At 40.1% G+C, this 19,703-nt stretch carries 20 protein-coding genes; 12 read left to right on the top strand and 8 right to left on the bottom strand.

Features of this window, described 5'->3' with window-relative positions; genetic code table 11:
- The first annotated feature begins 38 nt into the window (after positions 1-38).
- The 3 genes from EHR06_RS16205 to EHR06_RS16195 all read left to right on the top strand — a co-directional run bounded on the left by EHR06_RS16205 (position 39) and on the right by EHR06_RS16195 (position 3,796).
- Positions 39-776: a hypothetical protein gene (locus tag EHR06_RS16205; protein ID WP_244288627.1), complete on the top strand. Its 738-nt coding sequence runs from the start codon at positions 39-41 to the stop codon at positions 774-776.
- A gap of 184 nt (positions 777-960) precedes the next feature.
- Positions 961-2,574 (top strand): long-chain fatty acid--CoA ligase, encoded by a 1,614-nt coding sequence (locus tag EHR06_RS16200; RefSeq protein ID WP_135757936.1) that lies wholly within the window; start codon positions 961-963, stop codon positions 2,572-2,574.
- Between the two features lie 31 nt (positions 2,575-2,605).
- Complete coding sequence (locus EHR06_RS16195) at positions 2,606-3,796, top strand: multidrug effflux MFS transporter (RefSeq protein ID WP_279633358.1); 1,191 nt, start codon at positions 2,606-2,608, stop codon at positions 3,794-3,796.
- Between the two features lie 415 nt (positions 3,797-4,211).
- On the opposite strand, the gene lpxD is transcribed toward EHR06_RS16195, so the two are convergent.
- Positions 4,212-5,264: a UDP-3-O-(3-hydroxymyristoyl)glucosamine N-acyltransferase gene (gene lpxD, locus EHR06_RS16190; protein WP_135757935.1), complete on the bottom strand. Its 1,053-nt coding sequence runs from the start codon at positions 5,262-5,264 to the stop codon at positions 4,212-4,214.
- Positions 5,265-5,588: 324 nt separating this feature from the next.
- On the opposite strand from lpxD, the gene EHR06_RS16185 reads away from it, so the two are divergent.
- A complete protein-coding gene (locus EHR06_RS16185; RefSeq protein ID WP_135757934.1) occupies positions 5,589-6,521 on the top strand; it encodes a ferredoxin reductase domain-containing protein in 933 nt (310 codons plus the stop codon).
- Between the two features lie 117 nt (positions 6,522-6,638).
- Positions 6,639-6,851, top strand: a complete 213-nt coding sequence (locus tag EHR06_RS16180; RefSeq protein WP_162494896.1) for a transcriptional coactivator p15/PC4 family protein — start codon at positions 6,639-6,641, stop codon at positions 6,849-6,851.
- Here the strand turns inward: EHR06_RS16180 and EHR06_RS16175 are convergent.
- A complete protein-coding gene (locus EHR06_RS16175) occupies positions 6,848-8,452 on the bottom strand; it encodes an anti-sigma factor antagonist (RefSeq protein WP_135757932.1) in 1,605 nt (534 codons plus the stop codon). The genes EHR06_RS16180 and EHR06_RS16175 overlap by 4 nt on opposite strands.
- 73 nt (positions 8,453-8,525) lie before the next feature.
- Here EHR06_RS16175 and EHR06_RS16170 point away from each other — a divergent pair, with 73 nt between their 5' ends.
- Genes EHR06_RS16170 through recR form a run of 4 tightly spaced genes read left to right on the top strand, consistent with a single transcriptional unit; the run spans position 8,526 to position 11,436 of the window.
- Positions 8,526-8,984: a nucleoside deaminase gene (locus tag EHR06_RS16170; RefSeq protein ID WP_086447629.1), complete on the top strand. Its 459-nt coding sequence runs from the start codon at positions 8,526-8,528 to the stop codon at positions 8,982-8,984.
- Positions 8,985-9,044: 60 nt separating this feature from the next.
- Complete coding sequence (dnaX, locus tag EHR06_RS16165; protein ID WP_086447628.1) at positions 9,045-10,493, top strand: DNA polymerase III subunit gamma/tau; 1,449 nt, start codon at positions 9,045-9,047, stop codon at positions 10,491-10,493.
- Positions 10,494-10,502: 9 nt separating this feature from the next.
- Positions 10,503-10,850 (top strand): YbaB/EbfC family nucleoid-associated protein, encoded by a 348-nt coding sequence (locus EHR06_RS16160; RefSeq protein ID WP_086447627.1) that lies wholly within the window; start codon positions 10,503-10,505, stop codon positions 10,848-10,850.
- Positions 10,843-11,436: a recombination mediator RecR gene (gene recR, locus EHR06_RS16155; RefSeq protein WP_086447626.1), complete on the top strand. Its 594-nt coding sequence runs from the start codon at positions 10,843-10,845 to the stop codon at positions 11,434-11,436. Before EHR06_RS16160 ends, recR begins: the two co-directional genes overlap by 8 nt.
- Here the strand turns inward: recR and EHR06_RS16150 are convergent.
- The 5 genes from EHR06_RS16150 to EHR06_RS16130 are packed head-to-tail and all read right to left on the bottom strand — an operon-like array spanning position 11,433 to position 17,299.
- Entirely contained in the window at positions 11,433-13,004 is a 1,572-nt protein-coding gene (locus EHR06_RS16150) for a hypothetical protein (RefSeq protein ID WP_135757931.1), read from the bottom strand. The two genes, recR and EHR06_RS16150, sit on opposite strands and share 4 nt — an antisense overlap.
- Positions 13,005-13,007: 3 nt before the next feature.
- Entirely contained in the window at positions 13,008-13,865 is an 858-nt protein-coding gene (locus tag EHR06_RS16145; protein ID WP_425269507.1) for a substrate-binding periplasmic protein, read from the bottom strand.
- 47 nt (positions 13,866-13,912) lie between these two features.
- Positions 13,913-15,193 (bottom strand): OmpA family protein, encoded by a 1,281-nt coding sequence (locus tag EHR06_RS16140; protein ID WP_135757929.1) that lies wholly within the window; start codon positions 15,191-15,193, stop codon positions 13,913-13,915.
- A gap of 53 nt (positions 15,194-15,246) precedes the next feature.
- Complete coding sequence (serS, locus tag EHR06_RS16135; protein WP_135757928.1) at positions 15,247-16,500, bottom strand: serine--tRNA ligase; 1,254 nt, start codon at positions 16,498-16,500, stop codon at positions 15,247-15,249.
- Positions 16,493-17,299, bottom strand: coding sequence for a TatD family hydrolase (locus EHR06_RS16130; protein ID WP_135757927.1), 807 nt, complete (start codon positions 17,297-17,299; stop codon positions 16,493-16,495). Before EHR06_RS16130 ends, serS begins: the two co-directional genes overlap by 8 nt.
- A 119-nt stretch (positions 17,300-17,418) precedes the next feature.
- Between EHR06_RS16130 and EHR06_RS16125 the strand changes: the two genes are divergently transcribed.
- From EHR06_RS16125 to EHR06_RS16115, 3 genes are read left to right on the top strand one after another with little or no spacing between them, the layout of a single operon-like run.
- Positions 17,419-18,402: a M23 family metallopeptidase gene (locus EHR06_RS16125; protein WP_086448571.1), complete on the top strand. Its 984-nt coding sequence runs from the start codon at positions 17,419-17,421 to the stop codon at positions 18,400-18,402.
- Positions 18,402-18,749, top strand: a complete 348-nt coding sequence (locus tag EHR06_RS16120) for a bactofilin family protein (RefSeq protein WP_008589609.1) — start codon at positions 18,402-18,404, stop codon at positions 18,747-18,749. Before EHR06_RS16125 ends, EHR06_RS16120 begins: the two co-directional genes overlap by 1 nt.
- On the top strand, positions 18,746-19,252 hold the full coding sequence (locus EHR06_RS16115) for a YaaR family protein (RefSeq protein WP_086447621.1): 507 nt from the start codon (positions 18,746-18,748) through the stop codon (positions 19,250-19,252). Before EHR06_RS16120 ends, EHR06_RS16115 begins: the two co-directional genes overlap by 4 nt.
- Here EHR06_RS16115 and EHR06_RS16110 read toward each other — a convergent pair whose 3' ends face one another.
- Entirely contained in the window at positions 19,253-19,672 is a 420-nt protein-coding gene (locus EHR06_RS16110) for an acyl-CoA thioesterase (protein ID WP_086447620.1), read from the bottom strand.
- Positions 19,673-19,703 lie beyond the last annotated feature (31 nt).

Below are 19,703 nucleotides of genomic sequence, written 5' to 3'. Positions count from 1 at the left end.
ATATACATATAATAAAAAAGGATGGATTACACATCCGATTGCCCGATCTATTAGCTCAGATGAAAGCCATTCTAAGTCTTAGTTCTATCTTATTAATTTCCTGTGTAGGTTCTGCCCAAAGAATGCAGCAGGTCTATACGGATCATCCGGATATTAACAAGGCCTGCATCCAGTTCCTCTCTTCTGAAAAAACAGCTTCTAATGAAAATGAACAGATCATGTTGGATACTTTATATAAAATATCCGAACAGAATATCCGAGAAACTTACTTAACCGGACAGATCGTGTATGTTCCGGAAGCAGGAGAAGGAAAACATTTCCACTTAAACAAAGACGGAAAACCCGAATATTATAGGATAAAATACGAGACCTTACATGCGAAAGAAGGAACCGAATTCTTTTGCGCGGAAAGGATCCGCTTGGATCTTGAAAAAAAGTTTCTGGCTACTTCTACTAAGCTTAAAAAAAATCCATTGGACCTAAAGACCAGACAAGAGCTTGAAACCAATTTGGGTTCTTATCTTAAATTCGCTAACGCAGTTCAGGGCAAGTCTCAGATTATAAGGAACTTTCTTTTCTTCTCTCTTGGAAAATATATGAAAGGGGACCAAGGTATCCCTATTTCTCCTTGTGAATTCACTCAAAAAATACTTACCCCGCTTACAATCGCAACTACCGATTTAAAAGATGCGGATCCTAAACTTGCTTGGGCCGCAAATATCCAAATTTTTACCGCTTATGAGTTGGGATTTACAATGGCCGGTTATTGTAAGTAGCGTTCGACTAACTCAGCTTAGATCTTTCGTTCGTTTAAAATCTCGAATGTAGGAACTCCAACACAGGAGTTCAGTACTTAGTAATCCGTTTTGAGATAAAACAATTTCGAATTCTTTCGATTCTTCTTGACCTCAACTGATTCGGTGCAATAATCTTGGCCCGACAATTTATGCGGAGAAGTTTATGCGTTCCACAATGATGGACTATCCATTGGTTTTGCCTTCCATTTTAAAAAGAGCAAAAGAGGTTCATCCTCATAAAGAGATCGTAACTAAATGGCATGATAATTCCATCCAAAGATTAACTTACGGAGAATTTTATAAAAGAACGATTCGTTTAATGAACGCATTGCGAAAAGCCGGTGTAAAACCCGGAGAAGCAATCGCCACTTTTTGTTTAAATCATTCCGTTCACTTGGAATTGTATTTTGCGATCCCAAGTATTCGAGCGGTTCTTCATACAATCAATATCCGGTTATTTCCGGAACAACTTACTTATATCATCAACGAAGCTAAGGACAAATTTATATTTGTGGATAAATCTTTAGCTCCTTCTATCGAAAAGAATCTAAGCCAAATCCACGGTGTACAAAAATTTATTATCATAGATGATAAAGAGAATGTTCCTTTTCCAAATCTTCCAAATGCGATTTCGTACGAAGATTTTTTGAAAACTGGAGACGATGTAGAAAACTTCGAACCTATAGATGAGTTCGAAGCAGCGGGTATCTGTTATACTTCCGGAACAACTGGAAATCCAAAAGGTGTAGTCTATTCTCATAGATCCACTTATTTACATTCTATGTCCATCTGCATGGGAGACGCTTTGTGTATAAGAGAATCTGAAACTGTTCTTCCAGTGGTCCCAATGTTCCATGTAAATTCGTGGGGAATTCCATTCGCTTCAGTGATGACCGGATGCAAATTAGTATTTCCGGGAAAACATCTTTTAGGCGCTTCTCTTGCAGAGTTATTAGAATCGGAAGAAGTTACTCTGACTGCAGGAGTTCCTACAGTTTGGAATGTTCTGTACCAACACTTAAAGAAAACTAAATATAATCTAAAACTTCACACCATGGTTGTCGGTGGTTCTGCCGCGCCTAGAGGTCTGATCGAAGGTTTTGAAAAAGATTTCGGGATCTCCATTCTTCATGCTTGGGGAATGACCGAAACTTCGCCAGTCGGAACCGTTTCTCATCTTCGCGGTGTTATGAAAAACTGGGATGATAATCAAAGATATTCTTATAGAGCAAAACAAGGTGTTCCTGTTCCAGGTGTAGAGATCCGCGCAATCGATGATAACGGTAAAGATGTTCCTAAAGATGGAAAAACTCCCGGTGAACTTTTGGTGAGAGGACCTTGGATTGCCGCTTCTTATAAAAGTGGAGAATCTTCCGAATCTTTTACCTCCGACGGTTGGTTCCGTACCGGCGACGTCGTGGTCTTGGATGAATTCGGTTACATGCAGATCACAGATCGTAAAAAGGATCTGATCAAAACCAGGGGGGAATGGATCTCCTCTGTTGATATGGAAAATCTAGTCATGGCAGATCCGGATGTTTTAGAAGCCGCAGTTGTAGGAAGAAAGGATCCTGTCAGAGACGAGGCCCCGGTTATATTCGTAGTTCCGGTAGAAGGTAAAGAAGTGGATCCTAAAAAGATACATGATCGACTCAAAGATAATTTTGCTCACTGGCAATTACCAAAGCTAGATGATATTCGGTCGGTTTCTGCGATCCCAAAAACCAGCGTAGGTAAGTTCGATAAGAAAATTCTAAGAAAAGAATTAGAAGAATAGACCTCTAGTATTCGCTTTCGATTCTAGGAGAGTGAGCAAATCTAACGGCACTTTAATCCTAATACTTGGGGCATTGACAGCAATTGCACCTTTCTCGATCGATATGTACCTTCCAGGTATGAATGAGATCGCAAAAGATCTTGGAACTCCTATCTCAGATGTGCAACTAACGTTAACTAGTTTCTTTTTTGGAATTTCTTTCGGACAATTATTTTACGGACCAATCGTAGATCGTTTCGGCCGCAAGGTCCCTTTACTCGTAGGTCTTACACTATACATAGTAAGTTCCCTAGCTTGCGGGTTCTCGAATTCAGTGAATTCGTTAATATTTTTCCGCTTTTTACAATCTTTGGGTGCTTGTGCCGGAATGGTAATCCCAAGAGCAGTCGTAAGAGATGTGTTCTCTCCTCATGAAGGAGCCAAGGTTTTTTCTCAGATCATATTAGTGATGGGAATCGCACCTATACTTGCTCCTACTGTGGGAGGACTTCTTCTTCAGTTTGCTAGCTGGAACTGGATCTTTTTTACTTTAACAGGAATTTCCGCTTTGATGCTTTTTGGATCAGTATTGGTTTTCCAAGATACAAAAGGTGGGGACTCTTCTATCTCCCTTAAGATAGCTCCGGTGATCAAAGAATATATCGAAGTATTTTCAAATCCGATCTTCAAAACATACGTGCTTAGCTCCGGATTTTCCGCATCCGTGATGTTTGCTTATATTGCGGGCTCACCATTCGTGTTTATGGTTTTGAATGGACTCTCTCAAACAGAGTACAGCTACCTTTTCGGATTTAACGCTTTCGGTCTGATACTTTCCAGCCAGATCAATCGTATTCTTCTCAAAAAATTGGAAGCTGCGACCATCGTTAAGTATGTCGGATATTCTTATCTTGTACTATGTTCACTTCTTGTGATTTTCGAAGTTTTAGGTTTAGGATTTATTCCTATGCTTGTTTTGATCTTCTTCTTAGTAAGTGCGTTCGGGTTGATAGTTCCGAACGCTTCCGCACTTGCTATGGCTCCTTTTTCTAAGAATGCGGGAAGCGCGTCCGCTTTGATGGGTGCATTGCAGATGGTATTCGGTGCGGTTTCTACTGCGGCAGTCAGCCTTCTTCATGACGGAAGCGCTTATCCGATGATCACAGTGATGTCTATGTCCGGTGTAATGTCTTTGGCTTGTCTATTCTTCTTAGGAAAGACCCATAGAATTAAGGAATCTTAATATTCTTTACTGATATGATAAGAAGAAGGAATGATGGACCCGAGAATTCGGGTCTTATCAAAGATTTGTTTTTTGTTTAACTGCGAAAATACTTTAACTCGCTGATAAGCACCACTTTTGAAGAATGTGGTTCCAGCAAATTATCCGCGTATGAATCCAACAACTTTCCTAATCTATTTATTTGAGGAAAGTCCCGCCCGGAAATCTGGGAGTTTGGAATATGGTCCAAGACCTCAGTATTGGGTCGGGTATTCAAGGCTAGCCTCCGGAATTGGGATAAGGCGAAGAATTGAACCTTCTCCGAAGCATGTCAAGCCTATTGGACATAATTCGGGAAGATTTTGAATTCTGCGTAAATCCTCGTTTTAGGCCATTCTAAATGAAGAATGTTGGCAGGCCCTGTTCAATTAACGACTTATTCCTCGGAGCTGATTCCTAATTTAGATTCAAGAGCCTTGATTCTTCTGGCCCATTTTTGGAAATTCACCACATTTTTGATATTCACTCTGAGTTTTTGGAACTCAGGGAAAGTCAGTCCATAATCCCAGCCCACATAAATATCCGGCTTGGAAAGAGTGTTTCTGACAGAAGTTCCTCCACCCACGATGGTCCCGCTTGGAATGCCGATATGGTCCGCAACTCCGCAACCACCGCCGATAGTAACGTTATCTCCGATTGTAGTGGACCCCGCAATACCTGTGTAACCAGCGATTACAACATTTTTTCCTAATACACAGTTATGACCGATATGAACTAGGTTATCGAATTTACATCCATCTCCGATGATCGTGTTTTCCAAACCGCCTCTGTCGATCGCGCTATTGGAACCCATTTCCACATCGTCTCCCACGATCACAGTTCCGACCTGAGGGATCTTATTATGCTTACCGTTTGCGAATACAAATCTGAATCCGTCTCCACCCACGGTACAATTCCCGAAAGATCTGAATCTTTTTCCTAGGATGACTCCATGATGGATCACGTTATTCGGTCCTATATGTGAACCTTCTCCGACTTTTGCTCCTCTTCCGATCCGAACTCCGTCTTCCAAGATTACATTATCTCCAATCTCTGCATCTTCTGCAACGGAAGCAAAATTTCCTATATAACAATTTTTACCGATCTTTGCTTTAGGATGAACGTATGCGTTCTCTTCTACTTTGTTTTCGAATTGATGAGGAGGATAGATCAGATCCAAAACCTGAGCGAGTATCAAATCAGGTTTATCCACGACGAGACAAGGCACTTCTAATTCTTTTGCAAACTCGGAAGTAGTTAGTACAATACTTGATGCAGTCTTCTTCGCCTCGTTTAACATCTTTTTATTTGCGAGAAAACTAATGCTGTTCGTAACTCCCGGGTTCACCGGAGAAACAGATTCCACCTGAACTTTTTTGGGGTCCGCGCAATTTTCTATTTTTGCTCCGGAAATTTTGGAAGCCAGTTCTTCCAAGGTATATCTAGCCATTAAGACCCTCTTTTCTAGCTTTTAGTATCTGCCAACGTATTCGCGGATCGAATTCGGATCTATCCCAAATTTCAATATGACACTCATATAAACCGATGAACATCTATGAACGGTGCTTATCTAAGGATTAAAGATAAAAAAGACATAATACGGAAGAATAGCCCTTCCTCTTAGATAAGAGCCTGTCAGCTATTGAAGCCCGCGATTTTATATGAATCGATTAACATATGCTTCGGAACGGACTATAAATATCCCGTTTGACGAATTAGCTTCCGAAAAAAATCTGTAATACATTAGAAATCGACACCAGGATCCAGCCCGCCTATGAAGCCCGTTAGAGAGCCGCAAATCAATATATTCAAAAAATCAAACCCGCTGAAAGCTAAGGTTATCAGTAATGTTCTTCTTACTCCAGAAACTGGAAAAGGTAAAAGACCTAAAAAAGAAGGCGAGTCCTTAATTCATAGAATTACTATAGCTATCGATCATAGCCAGTATCCTTATCTGATAGGACAATCAGGCGGTATCATTCCTCCTGGCGAAGATCCTGAAAAAAAAGCAAAAGGGCTAGCGGACGCAGCTTATACAGTTCGTCTATATTCAATCGCTTCCCCTAGTTACTCTTTCGGAATGAAAGAAGATACGATCGAATTCATTATCAAAAGAGATAATGTTTACGATGCGGATGGAAACATTCAATTCAAAGGAGTTTGCTCTAACTACGTTTGTGATCTGAAAGAAGGTGACGAAGTAGTAATGACCGGACCTTCCGGAAAAAAATTCCTTCTTCCAAACACTGACTTTTCCGGAGACATCATGTTCCTCGCGACCGGAACCGGTATTGCTCCATTTGTTGGAATGAGCGAAGAACTTCTTGAACATAAACTGATCAACTTCACCGGTAATGTAACTCTCGTATACGGAGCGCCTTACTCTGACGAGTTAGTAATGATGGACTATCTAAGAGGATTAGAGAAGAAGTTCCCTAATTTCAAATTAGTAACTGCAATCTCCAGAGAAGAGAACAATCCTTTCGACGGCGGAAGAATGTATATCTCTCACAGAGTAAGAATGTTAGAAGCAGAAGTGAAAAAAGTTCTCTCTTCCGGCGGACGTTTCTATATCTGCGGTGGTCCGAAAGGAATGGAAAAAGGAGTGATCGAAGAGATCCAAAAGATCGACGGAAACTCCGGAACTTACGAAGAATACAAACATCATCTGGAAGGCGCCCACCAATTATTCGTGGAAACCTACTGATCGATTTTCTAAAATTTTTCTAAGTAAAAGGCTCCCAACTGGGGGCCTTTTTTTATGGAAAACGACTGGAAATCCAAAACCGGGGATTTAGTCTTTTGCCGTCAGGAAGGGAAAACTATGAGCGTAATCCGAGATATAGATAAAGGCAAAGGTGAGATCATCCGAGTCGAAATTTCAGAATTTAAAGGAAATAAATATCTGAACTTAAGAGTTTGGTACACAGACAGCGAAGGTGAATACAAACCTACCCAAAAAGGGATCGCTATTCCTGTTGGATTATACTCGGAAGTAAAAGACGCAATACTCGCGGCGGAAAGCTCTTTAAGCTAAACCGCCTTACTTTCTATCCAGGCCTTTAATAAACTTTGGGCCTCTTCTTCCGTTTCAGAAGCACGAATATGAGATTCTAATCGAGTAATCGAGAATACTTTTTTAACGGAAGATCTTAGATTACTTACGATCAATTCCCCGCCTCTTTTTCTGAGCCAACCTGCGACCTGTATCAACATACCGATCGCAGAAGAATCTATATAAGAAGATTTGGCAAGATTGAATACGATATATCTGTAACCTTCTTTCATTTTTTCTTGGATTGCTGTTTTGATCTCAGGACATCTATAAAGATCTATGTCTTCATTCGTACGATATGCGTAGATCTGATCGTGGTATTCTACTCCATCGTCCGGGAAATTTTCCATTGCTCCGTACTGAAGTTCGGAAGCGGAAGCTACCAAATGTTTTGCAGCAGTAGGAGAATTTTCCAAGATCCTATTTTTTAAAGAACTTACTCTAAAGCCGAGAGTTTGCAGAACTTCAGGGGCTAGTTCTTCCTTCTCGTTAATTTCTTTGATCAGATCATTTAAAAGTGCGATGGACTCTTCGGTATAACCTTCTTTCAAAAGTGTTCCGGCTTTTCGTAGGCCCTTTCCGGTTTTTGCGATTGTAGCCTCTACAACTACGTCCGCATCTTCCTTGGCAGAATCGTCGTTCCAATCCAAAGGAATATCTATACTTTTTTGCTCTAACTTAGCACCGTCTGTCAGTTCGTAATAACTTGCAGAAATATTAATATTTGCAGGTGTATCTTTTTTGGTTGGGCGAAGCTGGACTACTAGACTTTTTACATCGTCCGCTCTCATGTCCCCGACTTCTAACACTAGAGTTTTAGTACGTCCTGTCTCTTCCGGATCAGGTTCTTGGTAAGAAGAAACTTCTGAAACTAAGTCCAGATAATCCATTCCTTTCGGAAAATCCACTTTCAGTTCTATGGATTGAGCGTATAAGGTCCCGATGTCCCCAAACTCTTTGAAGAATATATCGCCTGTCTCTTCCGGAGTTTCCACATAATAGAAATTTCCTCCACCGGATTCTGCGATCTCTTTTAGAAGTATTTCGTTGAAGTCGTTACCAAAGCCGATCACAGTAGTACTGATCCCTTTTTTATAAGCATCAGCCGCAATCTGGATCAACTGAACTGGATCCTTGATCCCTAATGTTGGATTTCCATCGGTAAGAAGAATAACACGTTTATAACCGTCTGCAATCGGATGTAATTCCAAGGTCCTGAGAACATGAAGCCATCCACCGCTTAGGTTGGTAGAAGTACCCACTTGGATAGAATTCAATCTGTGAATGACTGAATTTTTTTCGGCCAGAGGAACTAGAGGTTGGATGACCTGAACGTCTTCTGCGTAAGCAACTGCCGTTAAAAAATCACGACGGGTCAACCAATTGACCAGGGAAGAAGAAGCCTGGATCACAGAATCCATTTTACTTCCCTTCATGGACCAACTTCTGTCCAAAGCCAGGCCTAAAACTAAAGGCTGCCTTTGAGTAGCAACTGGTCCCGTAGGAGAATTTAAACGTACAAGTAGAGTGTTAGACTTTGCGGAAGAACCGGCCGGTCTCATCAATTTGGCCGAAAGAATCATGCGCTAGAAAAAACCATTTACATACGCTAAGAGCAAGAAGAATTTAAAAGAGAAACGGAAATAGAAACCGAAAATGAGCCAAGAAATTATAGAGCCATTACTTAAGGTTTTTTTAGACCGATTTGCGGAAATTCGAACTCAAAATTCGGAAGAGATCCCTAGTTTCACGCAAATTTACAAAAACGGAAATCTTGTCTGTGAAGCTTTCAACTCGGTGGAAATTTCAGAAGATTCTTCCTTACATAGCGAAGTTCTAGCGATTTCAGAAGCAAAACGGATCTGCAAGGAAAGATATCTCCATGATTGTATTCTGATTACAACTTTAGAGCCTTGTTTGATGTGTGGAGGTTCTATTCTTCTTTCTAGAATCCCTAAAGTAGCATATCTGGTTCCTGCAAAATTGGGAGAAGGGATCTCATCTCTTCCTTTAGAAACGATCTATAGCAGAAATTTTTTTCCAGAACTTGTACTAATTAAGTCAAAAACGACCACAGAGTTATTCAAAACTTTCTTCAAAGATAAGAGAAATTAGACGGACTTTTAGGCTTTTCCTCCTTTCTTACCCCATGCTATCTGGTAAAATAACAATCCTATGGCCGGAAATCACGAAGTTCTCTCCCGCAAATATCGCCCCCAAAGATTTCAAGACGTAATCCATCAGAATCTTGCGATCGGCGCATTACAAAACGCGGTTAAGTCCGGTAAGATAGGTCATGCATATATTTTTTTCGGACCTCGAGGTGTTGGAAAAACTACAATCGCAAGGATTTTTGCAAAAAGACTGAACTGCCAAAATCCGATCGATAACGAACCATGCAATCAGTGTGATTCCTGCCAAGAGATCACCAAAGGAATTTCGGGAGATGTTCTAGAGATAGATGCTGCGAGTAACCGTGGTATAGAGAACATCAGAGAACTTAGAGATAACGTAAAGTTCACTCCGATGGGTGGTAAGTATAAGGTGTACATCATAGATGAGGTGCACATGCTTACCGATCAATCCTTCAACGCACTTTTAAAAACTTTGGAAGAACCTCCGGCTCATGTGGTTTTCGTTTTAGCTACTACAGAATATCATAAAATTCCTGAGACAATTCTATCCCGCTGCCAAGATTTTATCTTCAAAAAAGTTCCTTTATCCGTTCTCCAAGATTACGCGGAGAATTTATGTAAGGAAGAAAACACAAAGTATGATTCAGAAGGTTTGTTTTGGATAGCGAAGAAGGGTGACGGTTCTGTGAGAGACATGCTTTCCTTTATGGAGCAGGCTCTTGTGTTCACAGACAATCGACTCTTAGGTTCCGAGATCCGAAAAATGATCGGTTATCACGGGATTGATTTTTTATCCGATTTTATCAAAAGCCTGGTAGATGCCGAAAATTCTTCTAAGTCATTACAGATCATCGAGAACTTATACCAAGAAGGTCAGGATATATACAAATTCCTTTGGGATTCGATAGAGTTTACTCATACATTATGTTTAGTAAAAGACTCTGCGGCAGATTCCGAATCTGTTAATTATCCTAGAGAAGATCTGATCAAGATGAGAAAGGATTTCGAATCCGTAGATCCGATCGCATTGAACAAACTTTCTTTCCGTCTTTTTGAATTATTCGAAAAAGTGAAAACTCTTCGTTTGAGAAACTCTTTTGAGATCAAAATTTTCATCGAGATACAGATCAAAAAACTTACGGAAGATCTAACAAAACCTAGTCTTGCAGGACTTGTAGACAGGATCAATCATCTCATATTAATGATCCAAGATCAGGATTCCGTTACAGCATCCGTTGCATTCGAAACTCCTAAAAAACAAGCTCCTACTCCACCTAAAGAAGTACAAACTCCTGTTCCGACCCCTGCTCCAGTTGTGTCTAATGAGAAGAAAGAAAGTCCTCAGGAACAAAAATCAGGACCACTTTCTTCCCTGGAAGATTTGGCTAAAGGTGTTTCCTCTGAAGATGCAGAATGGGAAAAATCTTTCAAAAACGAATTTTTAGGAACGGATATAGATCCTTCCAAAGTGCCCAAGCTGGGATCCTAGGTATAAGCCATGTTTGAAAATCTAAAGAACGCATCCGAAATTTTTTCCAAAATGGGAGAAATGCGCGGCAAGATGGAAGAGATCAAAAAGAGGATCTCCAACCTTAGAGTTATGGGTGACGCGGGTGCAGGCATGGTACAAGTCACATCTACCGGAGACGGAGCAATCGTAGACGTAAAGATCAACCGCGCACTATTCGATTCGGAAGATAATAAAATGTTAGAAGATCTAGTCATGGCAGCAACAAACGATGCCATCCAAAAAGCAAAACAAGCCGCAGAGTACGAATTAAAATCGATTACAGGCGGATTGGATCTATCCGAAATTTCTAAATTATTCGGCGGTAACCTTGGCTGAACATTTAATCGAAGGAATGGTAAATGCACTTTCTTCTCTTCCCGGGATCGGAAGAAAAAGTGCTTATCGTATCAGTTTTCATTTATTAAGACAGGACCCTGCAGTTTTCAACGGGTTTATCCAAAGTTTATCAGAAGTAAAAGGAAGGATCCGTTTTTGTTCCAGATGCGGTTCCTACTCGGAAGAAGAGATCTGTGATCTTTGCCTCTCCGAAAAAAGAGACAGCCATACAGTCTGCGTAGTAGAACAACCTGAAGATGTATTCTTTATAGAAAACACTGGCGAGTTCAAAGGAAGATATCATGTGCTCAACGGCGTGATCTCTCCATTAGAAGGTGTAGGACCGCAAGATCTTCGTATCAGAGAACTTTTAAGCAGAATAGAACCGGAAGATCTAAAGGAAGTTTTAGTCGCTACAAACCCTACATTAGAAGGGGATGCAACCGCGGATTATCTAAATCATCAATTAAAGAATTTTAATGTATCCGTTACCAGGATCGCTTACGGTATTACTGTGGGTGGTTCCATAGAACTTGCGGACCAATACACTTTAGGAAGAGCGATCCGCTCCAGGCTCAAACTTTAGAATCTATGTTCTGCAGTGACGAACAATTCTCTTAGGATTGTTCCTTGAGTCGTATCTAAATAAGCTTTCAAACCATTGCCTGCTATAAAATAACCTGAACGTAAAAGTATCTGCATATCCCTGAATGCACTCCATCTTAAGTTCAGGTTATATTCCTGACCGAAGTATGCGGAGGTATGGTAGAAGTTCTCCTCATTGTAAAAACGATTATTGTCTATCAAAGGAGACTTGGTTCCGTACAATCTATAATAGCCTAGAGTTAAAACCAAAGGACCAGATAAGACTATATCCGTAAAGATCCCATACTCATACAAACCGCTCATATCTCTACCGGAGAATAATGCATAACCTCCCGTAAAGTCGTTCGCGATGTTGGAAAGTGAGTATCCTGGGAACAAAGTTCGATAACCATTCCCATGCAAGTTAGATCTGGTCCCATCTTTTTCATAACCGGGTCTTCCGGTAGAACCTGAACCCATTGCGGTAACTCTTATAGATTCATCGTATCTATAAGACAACTGCATATCAAAGAATCCACCTTTGATCTTATAACGGTCATACTTCTGTTGGATCTCGTTACCGTCAGCATCTCGATACGGATTCAAAGATTTAACAGTTCCATGATTATAGATCCCATGAACTGTTAATGTAAAATCGGAAAAATTAAATTCATTGAATAGTCCGTGCCAGAATAACTGGCTCGCGTCGCTTGTCCTAGAAACCAAACCATATACACCAGTCACATCCTGAACTTGTCTTAAATTATCATCCAAATAAAAGCTGTACAACTCGTGTTTTGCGTTATTAAAGAAACTAGTTTTAATCTTATAAAAGTAAACGTTAGAACCTTGGTAATTTTTATCCGCAAATGTATTCTTATCCAAGTCGGTAAGATTGTTTTGTTTTGCGACGAACCATCCACCTTCTACCGTTGTATTCCAATCTCTGATATCTTTGGTTAAGTTTACACCTGTTCCAGGTACAAAAACAACTCTACCTTGTGCGGAAGTGAAAAGTTGCAGACCGACTCTTGCAGTAAAACTTCTCTCGGGTAATTTAAAGTTAAGATAAAGAAAGTTCGTCTGCATATTCACTGCGGAACTGAAGCTAGCTTCTCCACCTTGCCCGGGTCCTACGTTTGAGCTCTGATTAACTCCTCTTCCGCCGAAGATAATATCACCTATTTGAACACCTACCAACGCCTCGAAATATTTCGAAGTGGAGAAGTTCATATTCAAGGTCATCCTTGTATCGTAATAAGTCGTATCTTCCTTCTGAGGACTGAGAGTGCTAGCATTACCTTTCTCTCTTGCGGATAACTCGTTTTGGTACTTAGTGAGAGTGTCTTGGTTATACTGTTGTAAAAAAGCGGAACGATTATAAGGAGTTACGGGAGTCTGTCTGGAAGTATAAATATCTCTTCCTAAATTAAAACCGCGGACCCTGTAGTTTCCTTGGAAATCTATCTTTGTTTTTTCCTCCACTTCCTGAGCGGAAACGGAAACGCCTGCAAAGATAAATATTACTAGGGCGAGAATTCGGATCTTTTGAAACGGAGAGTCCAACACGAATTATTTTACCCAACCGCTTGCTAAAAAATATTTAGCGCGAAGACCTTCTATCACACCTGTTCTTTTTAATTCTTTGATGAAAAAATTAAAATTATCCGCAAAGACTAGATCGTTCAAAGGTAATGCAGCGCTGATATATTCGTCCATGACAGGATTTATAAGCGCTACATAGTTCGCTTTCAGGCTAGGTTGTCTTTGCAGCATGGATAGAATATACAAACTGTCCGCAACATAACAAATCACATTCCCTTTTGTTAATGCATCTATTGCGATAGAATCCGAAAGGTAACTGTAAATTTGGTTCTTACCGAACCTTCTCAAAAGATAATTATGATTTGTAGTATTGGAACGAACGGAAAAAGAAAGCGCGTTTAAAACGGCCAAGTCTTCCAGAGATTTAAAAGTTCTAGTAGTTACAATACTACCTTCGGGTTCGGGAGGAAGAGAACGTTTATTAACAAGACCTGCAGGAGTCGTAAGTAGATACGGATCTGAGAAGGTCACTGTTTTTCCACGGCTTAGATCCGTGGACATTCCAGCCATCGCAATGTCTATCGTACCGGCCGCAATCTCATCAGAAAATTGGCGGAAAGTTTTGAGAGGTTTTACTTTGAGCGCGACTCCTAAATAATCCGCATATAGTTTCGCAAGTTCCATATCGAAACCCGGAAAACTGTCTTTAGGATCTTGGATATAAAAAGGTTCGTAAACTCGATTGACCCCGACCACTAACTCCTTTTTAGAAAGGACTAAGTCCAATCTGGAAGGCATAGCTTTGGTTTGAGAGTATAAGTCTAGAGAGATAAAAAGGACAAAAACCGAAAGGAATGCCGACTGAAACTGCTTCCGCATTTTCATGATACCTAAGTTATCGGCATCTTCCGGTTGTTAAAGGAGTTTTTAGTCTATTCTAAAATTTGAAATTCAGTCCTTCGATTTTTACGGTCCGTTTCCGGGTTTTTTTCTGGATAAATCGGTTCCTTACTTCCCTTTCCATCCGTGGAAAATCTACCCGTAGAAATTCCTTTTTTGACCAAATAGTCCTTAACTGCCCCGGCCCGATTTCGGCTTAATTCCAAATTGTCGTTCGGATCTCCATGTAAATCAGTATGGCCTGTGATTTTCAGTTTTATGGAAGGGTTTTCATTTAAGAAGGCAACCAATCTATCTAAAATTTCAAAAGACTCTTCTTCGATCTCGAAAGAGCCGGTCCTAAAATGAATGGATTCCAAGGAGATCTTTTTATTCTTCTTCAATTCTTCCCATTCATTCACTGAAAATTCGTAGATATCGTAATTCCCACCTTCTTTTTCCAACCTGCAAAAGTATGCATTTTTACCGTCAGGAGTTTCAGTATAGAATGCTTCGTCGCCGGGGGAATTGATGACCGGTCCAAGGTTAACTGCAGGGGAGAAGGTCCCGTCTTCCTTGATCTCTACTTTATAAATATCTAATCCACCGTAACCGCCCGGACGATTGGAAGAAAAATACAGATACTTACTATCTCTACTCAAAGTGGCAGCTATCTCGGCATGTTCCGTATTTACAGGGCTTTCCATACGGATCGCTTTTCTCCAAGAGCCGTCCTTATATTCTGAAATATAAATATCAGACTCGGCAACTTTTCCGAATGGATAGCGAGTGAAGAATAAATAACTTCCCGCTAAAAAAGGATTCTCTTCGATTGCAGGAGTGTTTACTTCTTGAGGAAGTCTAGTGGCTTTGTCCCAAGCCCCATCTTTCAAAGTGGCGAAGTAAAGATCTCTTGAGACTCCTATCTTGCCGTTGCCTAATTTGAATTCTATACTTCCGTCTCGATTAGAAGAGAAGATGATCGCCTTCTCATTTTCTATAACGAAAGGACTTTGATCGTCGAATTGAGAATTTAATTCGGAAACTTCTACACCCGAACTCCAGCCATCTTTTGTTTTTACAGATTTGTACAGATCCGAGTAATTGGAATTCCTACGTTTGGAATAATAATAAAGAGTATTACCATCTTCCGAAAGACTGATCCCGAACTCGTTTAAAGAAGTGTTAATCTCTCCTTTTAAAGGAGAAACCTTTCCTTTTGAAGAGGAGTCTTCCGCGCCGGATACTGAAAATCCAGCAAATATGAAATAATAAAGTAAGACGGAAATGATCTTGATAGAAAAAGAAGATAGAGTATGGATTTTAGAAGCCATACTCTAACTATCTGTCTTTTAGAGAAAAACCTGATACTTTTTCGAAGAAAAAATCAGAGATATTTTTTCAAAGCTTCCGGGAAGTCTATAGTCCCGTCTTCTTTTTGATACGTTTCTATAACTGCGGCCAAGGTCCTACCGATCGCCAAACCGGAACCGTTCAATGTATGGACCAATTGGTTTTTGCCTTCTTTGGATTTGTAGCGGATCTTACCACGTCTTGCCTGAAAATCCTTGAAGTTAGAAACGGAAGAAATTTCCATCCAACGATTCAGACCAGGCATCCAAACTTCCAAATCATAAGTTTTGGAAGAAGCAGCCGAAATATCACCGCTGCATAATAACATCACTCTGTATCGTATCCCTAATTTTTTTAGGATATTCTCCGCATGAGAAAGCATCTTTTTATGCTCTTCTTCTGAATCTTCTGGGCGAGCAAACTTCACAAGTTCTACTTTTTGGAATTGGTGAACTCGAACCAGACCTCTTGTATCCTTTCCATAGGAACCTGCTTCTCTTCTAAAACAAGAGCTATGAGCAGTGATAGAAATAGGCAGGGAACCTTCAGGAATGATCTCGTCCCTGTATAAGTTCGTTAGAGGAACTTCTGCAGTAGGGATAAGATTGAGTTCATCTCTTTCTAATCTATAATACTCGTCCTTAAATTTAGGATATTGTCCCGTAGTAGTCATACATTCGTCGTTTACCATAACAGGTACCCAAACTTCTGTATAACCATGTTCAGTCGTGTGAGTTTCAAGCATTAGATTTGCAAGTGCTCTTTCTAATTTAGCGCCTAGGCCGAAATAAGTGTAGGCTCTGGCACCTGCGAGTTTTGTTCCCTTCTCGAAATTGAACCAGCCTAATGCCTCTCCCAATTCAAAATGAGGTTTAGGAGTAAATTTATAGTCTCGGACTTCTCCTACTTCATACAAAACTTTATTATCATGTTCGTTTTTACCTACAGGAACATCTTTATCTAGAATATTAGGGAGACCTAAATTGATTTCGAGCAGTTTGGATTCGAGAGATTCAAGATCATCTTCTATCTTTTTGATCTTATCTCCGATCTCTTTTACGGCGGCAGAAGCGGCAGCAATATCTCCGCCTGCTTGTTTTACCTTTCCTATCTCTTTACTTGCTTTATTTCTTTCCTCACGGAATACATCCGCTTCCTTTTGGAGGACTTTTTTCTTTTGGATGATATCTGCAAGTTGGTCCAAAACAGCGAGGTCTTTAAAGCCTCTTAGTTCCAGATTAGATTTTAATTCTTCAGTGTTATCGGTAATATATTTTAGATCAATCATGATGATACGCCTTCCTTTGCGTGAATTTTAAGGAATTATTATACAAAGTTTTTTCCACTTCGGAGTTAGATTCTTTTCTAAGTGAGAACATTTTTTCTAAAACGAATTTAGTATAGGATGGCTCATTTCTTTTTCCCCTGAAAGGAGGCGGTGCAAGAAAAGGTGCATCTGTTTCGATGAGCATACTTTCTAACGGAAGTTTTTCGGCGGCTTCTTGGATATCTCTTGCATTCTTAAAAGCGACTATTCCCGAAAAGGAAATATAATATCCTAGATCCACTAACTTCTTCGCCGTTGGATAATCATAAGTAAAACAATGGATCACTCCAAATGCCTTGTCTCTATGTTCTTTTAAGATAGAAACCGTATCTTCTGCAGCATCTCTTGAATGGATCACTACAGGAAGCGAATACTGACCGGAAGCTTCTAAGAAAGAATGCAGCACGTCCGCCTGATACGCCTTAGTCGAAGCATCGTGATAATAATCTAATCCGATCTCTCCAATCGCAGATAACTTTCGGTCCGTAACGTTTTCTTTGACTAATGTCAAAATTTCTTCTTTTTTAGGAAATTCATGAGTTTCAGTCGGATGGCAACCGATCGAATAAAATATTTCTATCTCTTCATCTGAAAATTTTTCAGATAAACCTTTCGCTCTAATTGAACTCTCAAGGTCGATACCGATCTGGACGATCTTTTTTATACCGGATTCTTTTGCTTTTTTTATAGATTCTGCAATATCCTGCCCTTGCTCTTGTATTATATCTAAGTGGCAATGTGTGTCGATGATGGAGTACATATGAAAACGGCTTTTAAAAGGCAGTTTTCGTGATTTGTATTGACTGAAAAGAGAATTTTTTAGAATCCTTACAGCATAACTACGGAACGGGGAAACTCGTTGGTTTGGGACATAATAGCTTGAATCTTAAATCCTATCTTGCACTACTTTATTATAGGCTCAGATACAAATACCAAGATCTGAAGCTTAAGCTAGATATCAAAATAGCAAATTGGAATAAGAAGGGTAAAGAACGTCTCACCGTCATGGTGATCCCTCACTCCGAACAAAAGACGATCAACTTTCATATCTCTTACAGAGCAATCACCATCTTCATCGGGACAATTCTGGTCCTTCTTCTTATCAGCTCTATCAACGTTCTTAGTCATTCAGGATCCATTCACCAACTTACAGAGTTGAACTTATCCAACCAAGACTTCATTCGTCAGTCCGCAAAAATGAAAGAAGAGATCAACGGTCTTCACGAGCATGTTGAGTACTATCACAATCATGTAGGCGCTCTTTACGGAAGATTGACCGGAGACAATTCCAAAGTTGCAAAAGGGATCGGTGGAGCAGAAAAACTTTCTCTTGGTTCCGATAAAAATTTAGCACCGGGCGCAGAAGTATTCCGACTGAAAGAAGATGTTCATAATCTTAAAGTAGCGAACGAACTTACTCAAGAAATCATAAGTATATTAAAAAAACGTAAAAATCTAATCCGTCAAACCCCGTCTGTCTGGCCGGTAAAAGGATATGTTCTTTATCCTTATGGAGAATATCTGAATCCGGTTACCGCTCGCAGGGACTTCAACAACGGATTGGATATCGGAGCTTTCCCTGGATCAGAAGTAGTGGCAACTGCACCTGGTACAGTTTACGAGATCGGATACACTCGTAACACCGGATATTTCGTAAAAGTAGCTCACAAGTTCGGTTGGAAAACGATTTACTCTAATCTGGATCGTGTAAAAGTGAAAGCGAATCAGCAAATTTCCAAAAACGAAGTATTAGGTTTCGTTGGAAAATCGGAAAACAGTCCTCAATACAGTCTTCATTATGAAATTCATGTGGGCACCAGAGCGATCGATCCGTTTGCATTCTTGAACCAGATCCAAGACTGATGGCCCATACAGAAGAGCAATTAGCGGTAAATAGCATCATCGGCGAAGGCGCCGAATTCAGCGGAGACTTCAAACTTTCCGGGCTTCTACGTATTGACGGTATTTTTAGGGGAACCATAAAAACCGACGGAAAAGTCCTAATTGGAAAGACCGGAATCGTCGATACGGATATTAAAGCTCGTATTGTCGTCGCCGGCGGTGAAATTAATGGGAATATATTCGCGTCGGAACGAGTGACTCTACTCGCAAGCTGCCGTATGAAAGGTGATATTATCACTCCAAAGGTAGTTATGGAAGAGGGAGTACAATTCGAGGGAAATTGTAAGATTAACCCGACCACTCATTGAAGATCCAATCTCAGCAAAAAGACCCTCGCACAGAATCACGTAAAAAAAGAGACTTCGGACTTTCCCTAAGTGCTTCTATATATCAACCTGTTCCTAGTTCAGTATCAGATTCCCAGATACCTGATTCTAAAAGTGAATTTTTCGATTTAGTAGAACATCTACTTCCTTATAACCAGGAAAGAACAAGAGATCTAAATTCTTTGCTTAGAGATCTTCCTGATGCAGAGAGAAATTTTCTAAAATCTCCTACTTACTCAAATCTGGAAGTTTATAAAAGGATCGTTCAAGGGATCTTGAAAGAAGTTCTAGATAGAAATACAAGTTTGGAAACTTTACGCACTCGCGCCCGCGGCGGATCCGAGAAAGTTTACCAAGTAGTTCAGATAGTAGATGATAAGATCCAAACTTTAGCGGACTTTATCATTCATCCTGAGAATTCTACTTTTGATCTGATGAAAAGAATGGAAGATATTCGTGGTCTATTAGTAGACCTGATGAATTGATCAGTTCTTAGAACTTAAGTTCTTAAATACTTCCGGTAGTTTTGCTGGCTTTCTGGATTCCAATACCAAAAATGCCCAGGTCAATTCTCCATTACAAACTAAAGTATCATCCGAACCTTTTCGAACTTGGATATTCCAAAGAATACTAGCAGGTTTGATCTCTCCTGCTTTCACATAAATTTTTAGTTCTTCGTCAAATCTTGCAGGCGATTTATATTCGATCAAAGAGCGAGTGACTACAAAGTCTAGACCATTCTTCTCTAATTCGCCCTTATAGTCGTACTTTAAAAATCTCATGTACTCGTTCAAAGCGGTATCAAAGTAAGTGAGATAATGTGCGTTGAATACTACTGCTTGCGCATCTATCTCGGAATAGCGTACTCTTAGAGTATAATAGAATTCCGAATCGTTTGAACTCATAGGCTAATTCTGATAACTAATATTCTTTAGC

The organism is Leptospira dzoumogneensis (assembly GCF_004770895.1).
GTDB classification, from domain to species: domain Bacteria; phylum Spirochaetota; class Leptospiria; order Leptospirales; family Leptospiraceae; genus Leptospira_B; species Leptospira_B dzoumogneensis.
Note: the sequence above shows the minus strand (reverse complement) of the source record. Positions and strands in the feature narration are given on the sequence as shown.

What these genes read in the sequence shown, in the direction of transcription:
- dnaX (WP_086447628.1), top strand. Translation starts at nt 9,045, where the DNA reads ATGGCCGGAAATCACGAAGTTCTCTCCCGCAAATATCGCCCCCAAAGA.
- EHR06_RS16200 (WP_135757936.1), top strand. Translation starts at nt 961, where the DNA reads ATGCGTTCCACAATGATGGACTATCCATTGGTTTTGCCTTCCATTTTA.
- EHR06_RS16175 (WP_135757932.1), bottom strand. Translation starts at nt 8,452, where the DNA reads ATGATTCTTTCGGCCAAATTGATGAGACCGGCCGGTTCTTCCGCAAAG.
- EHR06_RS16120 (WP_008589609.1), top strand. Translation starts at nt 18,402, where the DNA reads ATGGCCCATACAGAAGAGCAATTAGCGGTAAATAGCATCATCGGCGAA.
- EHR06_RS16140 (WP_135757929.1), bottom strand. Translation starts at nt 15,193, where the DNA reads ATGGCTTCTAAAATCCATACTCTATCTTCTTTTTCTATCAAGATCATT.
- EHR06_RS16145 (WP_425269507.1), bottom strand. Translation starts at nt 13,865, where the DNA reads ATGAAAATGCGGAAGCAGTTTCAGTCGGCATTCCTTTCGGTTTTTGTC.
- serS (WP_135757928.1), bottom strand. Translation starts at nt 16,500, where the DNA reads ATGATTGATCTAAAATATATTACCGATAACACTGAAGAATTAAAATCT.
- EHR06_RS16130 (WP_135757927.1), bottom strand. Translation starts at nt 17,299, where the DNA reads ATGTACTCCATCATCGACACACATTGCCACTTAGATATAATACAAGAG.
- EHR06_RS16180 (WP_162494896.1), top strand. Translation starts at nt 6,639, where the DNA reads ATGAGCGTAATCCGAGATATAGATAAAGGCAAAGGTGAGATCATCCGA.
- EHR06_RS16110 (WP_086447620.1), bottom strand. Translation starts at nt 19,672, where the DNA reads ATGAGTTCAAACGATTCGGAATTCTATTATACTCTAAGAGTACGCTAT.
- EHR06_RS16185 (WP_135757934.1), top strand. Translation starts at nt 5,589, where the DNA reads ATGAAGCCCGTTAGAGAGCCGCAAATCAATATATTCAAAAAATCAAAC.
- lpxD (WP_135757935.1), bottom strand. Translation starts at nt 5,264, where the DNA reads ATGGCTAGATATACCTTGGAAGAACTGGCTTCCAAAATTTCCGGAGCA.
- EHR06_RS16160 (WP_086447627.1), top strand. Translation starts at nt 10,503, where the DNA reads ATGTTTGAAAATCTAAAGAACGCATCCGAAATTTTTTCCAAAATGGGA.
- EHR06_RS16170 (WP_086447629.1), top strand. Translation starts at nt 8,526, where the DNA reads ATGAGCCAAGAAATTATAGAGCCATTACTTAAGGTTTTTTTAGACCGA.